Here is an 11,037-nt window from a genome sequence, read left to right as displayed (position 1 = left end):
TTTTGGCATGGTAATCTCTTAAATAAATTTAGGAATCAGTTAATGGAGGTTCTTCTAAAATAACGTGCGCATTTGTACCTCCAATTCCTAAGGAACTAACTCCAGCACGACGTGGGATACCGTTCTTACGATCCCAAGCTTTTAATTCTGTATTTACATAAAACGGACTATCTTTAAGGCCACAGTCAGGATTTGGCTTTTCGAAGTTAATACTTGGAACTAGCTTGTCATATTTCAAGCAAAGGGCTGTTTTTATTAAACCCGCAATCCCCGCAGCTGAATCAGTGTGACCAATATTTCCTTTAACAGAACCAAGAGCACAGGAAGCTGTTTCCTGTACATTAGAAAAAGCTTCTTTTAAAGCTGAAACTTCAATAGGGTCACCAAGATATGTTCCCGTTCCATGCGCTTCTATATAGCTAATTGAAGAGGGGTCAACATTCGATGCTGCTTGTGCCTTTCGAATTACATCTGCAACTCCTTGAGGGCTTGGAGCTGTATACCCTATCTTTTCATTCCCATCGTTATTGATTGCTGAGCCTTTAATTATTGCATAGATTGGATCATTATCTCTTTGAGCATCAGAAAGACGTTTTAATAAAATTACACCAACTCCATTTCCACCAACTGTTCCGTTTGCGGATTCATCAAAAGGTCTACACTTACCATCAGGTGAAAGAATAAATCCTGGCTCATAAACATATCCTTCTTTTTCTGGTACCTGTACACAAGCTCCACCAGCAAGTGCATAATCAGATTGTCCGCTTAAGAGGCTTTGACATGCCATATGAACCGCTACTAATGAAGTAGAACAAGCTGTATCAACTACAACACTCTCTCCTTTTAGGTTTAGCTTGTATGAAGTACGTGTTGCAACGAATTTTTTTAGTGTTGAAATATCCGATTGAAATTCATTAGATGCCTCTTCGTCACTATTTCTCGAACCCCGTGGCGAATATTTAGTCTCTGAAATTCCTGCATAGACAGAAGTCCCCGCGCCAATTTCTTCTAAATTGTATCCAGCATTTTCGATAGCCTCCCACGCACAAAGTAAGAAAAAGCGCTGTTGTGGATCTAGATCACTGGCTTCTTTATGCGACATTTGGAAGAAATCAGGATCAAACATATCTATTTCTTCTAAATATCCACCCCTAAGTACTAAACGTTCTAAAATATCTGAATCAAGAGACTCTAATGAGTATGGGAGCTCTTCTAAAGGAATATCCTTAACTAGCTCATTGCCTTTAGTTAAATTTGACCAAAACTCATAAGTGTTTTTAGACTCTGGGAAGCGCAATCCAATACCAATGATTGCAATTGACTCAGTTTTAGAAGTTGGTTTTTGTTCTTTTTGGCTAGATAGAGCAATTTTTGTATTAGTAATTTGTCCAATAGCTTGAGCTATAGATGAAATAGTTGTGTATTTAAAAAGATCAGTTACTAATACATTAACTTCCATCTTCTTTTTAATAGATTCTTTCATTTTCATTAATAATAAAGAATTGCCACCTAAATCAAAGAAGTTGTCATTTATATTAATCCCTTCAGGGTCTATTCCTAGGACTTCAGCCCAAATATTAAGTAATATCTCCTCTAATTGATTTAAAGTGGAATTGCCATTATTTAATTGAATAGGAGCTTTTCTTTCAAATTCCTGTTTAATAAGCTTATGGCGATCAATTTTCCCACTTGGTAAAAATGGCATTTTATTCAATGGTATAAAATCAGATGGTATTAAATAAGCCGGTACCTTTCTTTTTATAAATTGACGCATTTCCTTCCCATCTATATAATTGCCGGTGCTTGTGTAATAGGCAACTAACTTGTTATTACCTATGGAGTCTTGTGTAACAACAACAGCTACCATATGAATATCTTGATGTTCCAGAAGATGAGACTCAATTTCACCAATCTCAATTCGATATCCCCGTACCTTGATTTGGCCATCTTTTCTTCCTACATATTCAATGGTCCCCGCAGATGTTAAACGGACAATGTCGCCTGTTTTATACAGTTGCTTTTCTGGATAATACGGATGCTGAATAAACGCTTCCTTTGTTTTCTCTGGCTTGTTTAGATAGCCCCTTCCCAGATTTGCTTCACTTTCGATATATAATTCCCCCGGTGTATTTATTGGACAAGGATTCATATACTGATTTAAAACATGAAGTTTTACATTGCTTATCGCTTTTCCAATTGGAATGTTAGATTGGCTATCCTCAAGTTCATTTACTAACTGTGTAGCTACAAAGACAGTAGCTTCAGTCGGCCCGTACACATTAACGATTTCGATATGCCCTCCTCGACGCCACCATTCGCGTACAAACTCTGATTTTAACGCCTCTCCTCCGACAACAATTCGCTTCATCGTTGACAATTTGCCTAAGTCACTTTCTGGCAGTAATTTCGCAAATTGATGGAAGAGTGACGTCGGCATCAAAGTCATGGTAGCTTTCAATTGCTGGACAACATCCGCAAATTTATCAATGGATTGCCTTTCTTCATCAGACAAGATATGCAGATGGGATCCGCATAAGATAGTCTGCCAGATTTCCCATACGGAAACATCAAAACTGTGAGAAGAAAACTGTAAAACTATTTCTTGGTCCACAAAATCGTTATATCTGTATTTCCAATCTTCTACCAGATTCACAACACCCATATGCCTTAACATTGCACCTTTTGGCTGGCCTGTGGAACCCGACGTATAGATTACATAGGCTAAATCATCCGAAGTATTGTAAATTGGAAGATTATCAATACTTGTTTTATCCGGAATATCTCCCAATGTGACAGCCTCAAGATTGTGAACTAAATTGCTCTTTAAATGTTTTTGAGTGAGCAATAATCTTATGCCACTGTCCTTCAACATATATTGGATACGTTCTTTCGGATAAACAGGATCAATCGGCACATATGCCCCACCCGCTTTCAGTATTCCAAGCATGGTAACAATAACTTCTGCCCCTCGATCCATCATAATACCCACTGGCTGGTTAGGTCCCACACCCTTTTCCCGTAAGAAATGGGCAAGCTGATTGCTTCGTTCGTTAAGCTCTCTATACGTAAAGCTGTTCTGCACATCAGATAATGCTATCCGATTGGCACAGCTATCGGCCTGTTTGTAAAACAGTTCCGGGATGGTTTTTTCTAAATCAAATGGAATCGTTGTATCATTTAACTGCCTATGCAACAGCTGGTCTACCTCTGGTAGTAAATCAAGATTCCTAATCGGCTCATCAAATTGGTTTACTAAGGCCATCAATATATTCTGATACATTTCGTCGAATCGTTCGATGGTCTTCTCTAAAAACAAGTCCGTACTGTATTCATAAGAAAGCTTAATTCCTTCTGGAGTATTCGTTGCGAATAGGCTAAGATCCATTTTTGAAGTAGTATGGGAAACTTCTTCATCCACGGCTTCGAAATTTAACCCCGACTGTTTATCCTCTCTTCCATTTTTATCGTGATAGGAGAATAAAGTTGCAAACAAAGGAGATCGACTAGAATCACGCTGAGGGTTTACCTTCTCCACCAATAAGTCAAATGGGTAATCTTGATGTTCATACGCGCTGAAGATTTCTTGTTTTACCTCCTGCAGAAGATCCCTAAGTGTGTTCACTTTATCAAATCGAACTCGAATTGGAAGTGTATTTACAAAAAATCCAATCATATCTTCTAGTGTCTCTACAGATCGACCGGTAACCGGTGATCCCACAATAATATCCTGATCTTCCGTCAATACATGCAGTAACATATTATAAGCAGCAAACAGGAGCATATATAGTGATCCATCTTCTTTGTTCGCCAGAGCCCGAAGCTGTTTAGTCAAATCTTTGGAGACTTTGGAACGTACTACTGACCCGCTAAGACTCATTTCTTCAGGACGAACTTTGTCAGTTGGCAGTTCTAAAACTGGCAAAGGCTTTTTCAGCTTATCCAACCAATAGTCTTCTTGTTTCCCCCACAACCCTTTTTTGATCTCTTGATTCTGCCAATCTGCATAATCGACATAGCGGATAGGGAGAGGAGCTAGGCTTGGCGCTTCATTTCTTATTAGCGCCTCGTAGATTTCTGACAGATCACGGAAGAAAATATTATAACTCCATGCGTCTGTAATAATATGATGCATGTTAAGGTAAAGTTTGTAATCCTCTTTACTACATTTATAAAGAATTGCACGAAGTAAAGGAGCTTTTGCTAAATCAAATGGTTCTGCGTTAACATCTCGAGTTTTTAAATTTATATATTCTTTCTGATCATTAGAAGCCATTCCACTTAAATCCCGATATTCTAATGAAAAATCTATCCTTAACTTAATTGATTGGTATGGTTGTCCATCCACATCAGTAAAAGAAGTTCGTAAAGAATCATGACGATTTATAACTTGTTTAAAAGCTTGCTCAAATTTTGGTACATCAAGAGTTCCTTTAAATGTGTACATGGCAGCTACGTCATAGCTTCTGTTATCCGCAAACAATTTATAAAGGAACCATAAACGTTTTTGTGAGTGTGATAGCTCATATCTATCTTGTTCTAATAACCTGTTGATTTTCCTCTCACCATATCCATATATGGATAACTTACTGAGTAATTGTTCTATCCGTTCGGACATTTCCTTTAAAGTAGGATATTGGTATACGTCTTTCATACTAAAAATTATTTTAAATGTGTTATTTACACGATTAAGTAGCTGTATTCCTAATAAAGAGTGCCCTCCTAAATCAAAGAAGGAATCGGAAAGTTCAATTGTGTTTCTTTGGAGAATATCCTCCCAAATTTTCACTAATTTAGATTGAGTAGAAGTTAAAGGTTTTGTAACTTCCTGATTTATCTTCTTATTTTGGGATTCATACTTCTCCAACATCTTTCGGTCCACTTTCCCACTTCCTGAAAGCGGCATTTTTTCTAATTTTATAAATTTTGCAGGTAACATATAAGTAGGTAACTTGTCTACAAAGTAAGAGCGGATATCTTTTTCACTAAAGTCCTCTCCTGTTGTTGTATAGTAAGCAATTAATGTTACAATTTCGTTTTCTTTTTTAGGTATCACAGCTACCATATGAATATCCTGATGTTCCAGAAGGTGTGACTCAATTTCACCAATCTCAATTCGATATCCCCGTACCTTGACTTGGCCATCTTTTCTTCCTACATATTCAATGGTCCCCGCAGATGTTAAACGGACAATGTCACCTGTTTTATACAGTTGCTTTTCTGGATAATACGGATGCTGAATAAACGATTCCTTTGTTTTCTCTGGCTTGTTTAGATAGCCCCTCCCCAGGTTTGCTTCACTTTCGATGTATAATTCCCCCGGTGTATTTATTGGACAAGGATTCATATACTGATTTAAAATATGAAGTTTTACATTGCTTATCGCTTTTCCAATTGGAATGTTAGATTGGCTATCCCCAAGTTCATTTACTAACTGTGTAGCTACAAAGACAGTGGCTTCAGTCGGCCCGTACATATTAACGATTTCGATATGCCCTCCTCGGCGCCACCATTCGCGTACTAACTCTGAGTTTAATGCCTCTCCTCCTACCACCATTCGCTTCATCGTTGACAATTTGCCTAAGTCACTTTCTGGCAATAATTTCGCAAATTGATGGAAGAGTGCCGTCGGCATGAAAATTATCGAAGCATTCATTTGCTGAACAACATCCGCAAATTTATCAATGGATTGCCTCTCTTCATCAGATAAGATATGCAGATGGGATCCGCATAAGATAGTCTGCCAGATTTCCCATACGGAACCATCAAAACTGTGAGAAGAAAACTGTAAAACTATTTCCTGGTCCACAAAATCGTTATATCTGAATTTCCAATCTTCTACCAGATTCACGACACCCATATGCCTTAACATTGCACCTTTTGGCTGGCCTGTGGAACCCGACGTATAGATTACATAGGCTAAATCATCCGAAGTATTGTAAATTGGAAGATTATCAATACTTGTTTTATCCGGGATATCTCCCAATGTGACGGCCTCAAGATTGTGAACTAAATTGCTCTTTAAATGTTTTTGAGTGAGCAATAATCTTATGCCACTGTCCTTCAACATATATTGGATACGTTCTTCCGGATAAACAGGATCAATCGGCACATATGCCCCACCCGCTTTCAGTATTCCAAGCATGGTAACAATAACTTCTGCCCCTCGATCCATCATAATACCCACTGGCTGGTTAGGTCCCACACCCTTTTCCCGTAAGAAATGGGCAAGCTGATTGCTTCGTTCGTTAAGCTCTCTATACGTAAAGCTGTTCTGCACATCAGATAATGCTATCCGATTGGCACAGCTATCGGCCTGTTTGTAAAACAGTTCCGGAATGGTTTTTTCTAAATCAAATGGAATCGTTGTATCATTTAACTGCCTATGCAACAGCTGGTCTACCTCTGGTAGTAAATCAAGATTCCTAATCGGCTCATCAAATTGGTTTACTAAGGCCACCAATATCTTCTGATACATTTCGTCGAATCGTTCGATGGTCTTCTCTAAAAACAAGTCCGTACTGTATTCATAAGAAAGCTTAATTCCCTCTGGAGTATTCGTTGCAAACAGGGTAAGATCCATTTTTGAAGTAGTATGGGAAACTTCTTCATTCACGGCTTCGAAATTTAACCCCGACTGTTTATCCTCTCTTCCATTTTTATCGTTGTAGGAGAATATAGTTGCAAACAACGGGGATCGACTAGAATCTCGCTGAGGGTTTACCTTCTCCACCAATAAGTCAAATGGGTAATCTTGATATTCATACGCGCTGAAGATTTCTTGTTTTACCTCCTGCAGAAGATCCCTAAGTGTGTTCACTTTATCAAATCGAACTCGAATTGGAAGTGTATTTACAAAAAATCCAATCATATCTTCTAGTGTCTCTACAGATCGACCGGTAACCGGAGATCCCACAATAATATCCTGATCTTCCGTCAATACATGCAGTAACATATTATAAGCAGCAAACAGGAGCATATATAGTGAACCATTTTCTTTGTTCGCCAGAGCCTGAAGCTGTTTAGTCAAATCTTCGGAGACTTTAGAACGTATTACTGACCCGCTAAGACTCATTTCTTCAGGACGTACTTTGTCAGTTGGCAGTTCTAAAACTGGCAAAGGCTTTTTCAGCTTATCCAACCAATAGTCTTCTTGTTTCCCCCACATCCCTTTTTTGATCTCTTGATTCTGCCAATCTGCATAATCGACATAGCGGATAGGGAGAGGAGTTAGGCTTGGCTCTTCATTTCTTATTAGCGCCTCGTAGATTTCTGACAGATCACGGAAGAAAATATCATAACTCCATGCGTCTGTAATAATATGATGCATGTTAACATAAAATCTATATTCTTTCTCAGCACATTTAAATAGAATTGCTCTTATAGGAGGTTCTTTAAACAAGTCAAAAGCAACTTTATTATTTTTATCTATTAAACTACTAATTTTCCTGTTTTGAACCTCAAAGTTATCTAAAGTTAAATCGATATAATGAAGTTGGAATGGACTATTTTCTTTAACAATTTGTCTTGGTATACCTTCTTCTTCAACAAAAATAGTTCTTAATATTTCATGGCGTGCTATTAATTTATCTAACGATCTTCTAAACATCTGAATGTTTAAGTAACCATTAATCCCCTTTATTGTAGGAACATTATAAAATTCATTTAACGGATTGAGAATATATAAAAACCATAACCTTTTTTGTGCATGGGACAACTCATAGTTCTTTTTAGTCGGTAACTTCTTAATCTTTGATTCTTCATTATTGATATTCGCCTCGTTATACAATTGTTCAATATGTAAGGCTAATTGATCTAAAGTACCGTTTGTAAATATATCCTTAAGATCAATTTTTACATTAAATACTTGTTTTATACGATTTATAACTTTAACTGCTACTAACGAATGACCACCAATTTCAAAGAAGTTATCTTTAAGACCGACTTTTTCTTTATTAAGTACAAGTGACCAAATTTGGCTTAATTTAATCTGTGTAGGTGTAACTGGTTCTAAATATCCCTTTCCTTCATCTGTAACAATATTGGCGATTGATGCTTTTAATTTCTTCCGATTAACTTTCCCATTAGATGTTAACGGAATCTTTTCGACCATAAATACATGGTTAGGAATCATATACAGAGGAAGTTTATCTTTTAAAAACTTCTGTATTTCTTCTAAAGAAATTTCAATCTTGTCATTAGAGACTAAAAAAGCAATTAAGCGTTTATCTCCTGTTGCTATTTCATGAGCAATTACAATTGACTCTTTAATAGAAGAATGTTCATTTAGAGCTGTCTCAATTTCTGCAAGCTCTATACGTACACCCCTTATCTTGACTTGATCATCTTTTCTTCCTATAAAGACTATATTTCCATCAGTTTGATAATAGCCTCTATCACCTGTTTTATACATAAAAGCATCTTCTTCATCAAATAAATCAGGGATAAATGCTTCCTTTGTTCGTTCAGCATCATTTAAGTATCCCTTAGCAAGCCCCACCCCAGATAAATAAATCTCTCCAATGACTCCGACAGGAACAGGTTGCAATTCCTCATCTAAAATATATAATTTTGTATTATGGATTGGTTTACCAATAGGGAGGTTATCCCTACCAATATCCTCCTTAGAACATTTATAAACAGTTGCATCAATAGAGACTTCCGTTGGTCCCCATTGATTGTATAAATTAACATGTGGTAATTTCTCAAAGTGTAGTTGAATAAGTTCTGATTTCAGAGCTTCCCCACTAGATATCACTGTCCTTAAACGTAGTAATTCCTCATAATTTTGATCATTAATACTATCTAGGAAAAACTTTAATACACTTGGTACAAATTGTATAAATGAAACATTATATCGAATTGCAGCCTCTAGTATTGCTTCAGCATCACTGTGAAGTCCCGGCTCCAAGACTGCGATCCGCGCACCAATCATTAAAGGCCAGAAAAACTCAATAGCAGAATCATCGAAAGTTAATATAGTTTTTTGTAAAACTGTATCTGATGGACTTAATTTATGATAGTCTTGCATCCAACAAATCCTATTTACCCAACCTTTGTGTAAATTAGCCACCCCTTTAGGTTCTCCAGTAGATCCAGATGTATAGTAGATGGATACTAAATTGTCTGATTTCACGTTTATCTCAGGATTGTTAGTAGGAAATTCCCCCAATTCACCCCAACTAGTTTCAACTGAAATATAAGGGATTTTTATATTTGATAGATTTCCGCTTAAATTTTCTTGAGTTAAACATGCAACCGCTCGAGAATTCTCTATAAGCTTTAAAACCCTTTCTTTAGGTGCCTCTGTATCTACTGGTAAATAGGCTCCACCAGCTTTTAAAACTCCTAACAGGGAGATAACCAATTCCAATGATCTATCCATGTATACCACTACAGGTGTATCAGGCCCCACACCCTTTAAACGCAAATAATGGGCCACCTGATTAGCTTTTTGATTAAGTTCATGATAGGTAAGGCGTTTATCTTTATAAATAACAGCTTCATTATTTGGTGAATGTGCAACCTGTTCTTCTATTAGCACATGAAGAGGTTTTTCCTCTGGATAATCAAAAGTTGTTTCGTTCCAATCTCTTAAAAGCTGTTTGCTCTCCAGCTCTGTTAGTAAAGGATATTCAGTTAACCTTTTATTCGGATCTTTCCCAATAGCCTCTAACAATACTTTAAAATTGTTTGCCATACTTTTTATAGTTTCTAAACTATAGAGGTCTTTGTTATATCTAAAAGAAATATCTAAATTTTCATTTTCCTCAATAATTGAGATTGTCATATCATATTCAGATTTACCAAAATCTACTTTCAATTCATTTATTGTTAAATCTGAAATTTCGAACTTGAGCGGAACCTCCGTTTGAAATTCAATTTGAAATAGTGGAGTATAACTTAAATCTCTTTTTGGCTGTACACGCTTCACCACTTTTTCAAAAGGCGCCTCAATATTTGAGAATGCTTCAAACATATTTTCCTTTACTAAATCAAGAAGCTCTTGATATGACATATTCTTTGAAAAATTAGTACGTAAGACAACGGTGTTAATGAAAAAACCAATAAGGTCATCTGTCTGGCTGTTACGATTTGAAATAGGACACCCTAATGCGATATCCTCCCTTGATGTATATCTAAAAAGAAGTGTCTTAAAGGCAGCCAACATTATAATAAATAAACTTGTTTGTTTTTTAATACTTATATCTTTAAGCGACCTATATATAGTGTTAGGTATATTAATATTCAATAAAGCTCCATTTGAAGTTCGGATCATAGGTCGTTTATAATCAGTTGGAAGTTCTAATAAAGGCTCAACATTTTCTAATTTCTTTTCCCAGTAGGTCAATTGTCTTTCTAAAGATGCCTTGTCAAATTCATTATGCTGCCAATAAGAGTAATCCCCATATTGAATTCCAAGAGGCTTAAGAGGCGAAGGTTTATTATTTAGAATTTCAGTATATAAAGCACTAATTTCCTTTACTAATAATTCAGCCGATGTTCCATCAAAAATAATATGATGTACGATGAATTGTAGCCAATGCTCAAAATGATTGATCTTTAGAAGATTAACTCGAAATAGCATACCCTTTTCTATATCAAAAGGTTTATCTGCTTCTTCCTTTAATATATTTTGCGCATAAGCAATTTTCTTTTCTTCCTCATGAATATGACTTACATCAAGATGATTCACTTTTATTAATAGATTAGGAGAAATTACTTGTACAGCTTCTTGTTCTTCTCCCTTAGAAAAAGAGGTACGAAGAACTTCATGGCGATCTATAACTTCTTGTATCGATGATTCCAACACTTTAATATTAAGCTGGCCTTCTACTTTAAAAACCCTTGAAACATTGTAAGTTGAATCTCCCGGATTCATTTGATTAGCAAACCACACCCCGTGTTGTGCATAAGAAAGTGGAGCATCAATATTATCAGGCCTTCTACCAATTTTATTTTTTTTTTGTGCTCCCAATCTTTTTAACCTTTTTTCAATAAGTTTATTTATATTTTCATCTTCCTTTTTCAACTAGTTTT

1 protein-coding gene is annotated in these 11,037 nt (G+C 36.3%); it reads right to left on the bottom strand.

Going from position 1 to position 11,037, the window contains the following annotated elements; genetic code table 11:
* Positions 1 to 28: 28 nt before the first annotated feature.
* Entirely contained in the window at positions 29 to 11,029 is an 11,001-nt protein-coding gene (locus ACFVT8_RS04165) for an amino acid adenylation domain-containing protein (protein WP_387081821.1), read from the bottom strand.
* Positions 11,030 to 11,037: the final 8 nt, after the last annotated feature.

It is taken from the genome of Lysinibacillus sp. NPDC058147, assembly GCF_042884205.1.
Lineage (GTDB): Bacteria > Bacillota > Bacilli > Bacillales_A > Planococcaceae > Lysinibacillus.
This window is presented reverse-complemented; position numbering and strand designations above follow the sequence as displayed.